The sequence below is a fragment of the Vibrio sp. 10N.222.55.C6 genome (assembly GCF_041473395.1).
GTDB lineage: Bacteria > Pseudomonadota > Gammaproteobacteria > Enterobacterales > Vibrionaceae > Vibrio > Vibrio crassostreae_C.
The window spans coordinates 1-449 of the sequence record NZ_JBFRSD010000953.1 but is presented as its reverse complement, the minus strand read 5'-3'; the positions used below and the strand labels follow the sequence as shown (position 1 = coordinate 449).

The 449-nt window shown below is 41.6% G+C and carries 1 pseudogene; it reads left to right on the top strand.

Features of this window, described 5'->3' with window-relative positions:
• Positions 1 to 449 (top strand): annotated as a pseudogene (locus AB4486_RS27020) (transposase); the annotation flags it as partial.

Sequence of the window (449 nt, the reverse complement as noted above, 5' to 3'; positions counted from 1 at the left end):
CAGAGAGTGCTATGAGGCTGAGATAAGGTCAGCCGAGGCATGTGGTAGAGCGCCTCATCTTCCAACATTAAAGCAATTCAATTACTGGTCTAAGAAACTGTTCGATAAAAACCATATTATTCAGGCGAGAACGTCAGAAACTGATTATCTTCGCAATAAAAGAAGTGTTTTAGGAAGTGTTACTCAAGTTAGTTCTACTATAGGTTCAGTATTTGAAATAGATGCCACGGTCGCTGATGTTCATGTTGTTTCTGAGCTTGGCGCTCAATATGTGCTTGGCAGACCTACAATTTATGTTGTTGTGGATAGATCTAGCCGCATGATAGTCGGGTTGCATGTATCTCTGTATCACGCTTCTTGGCGAGCCGCTCGACAAGCATTAGCTAATTGCTTCCTACCTAAATCTGAGTATTGCCATCAATTTGGCATTGAGATTGAAGACTCAGAAT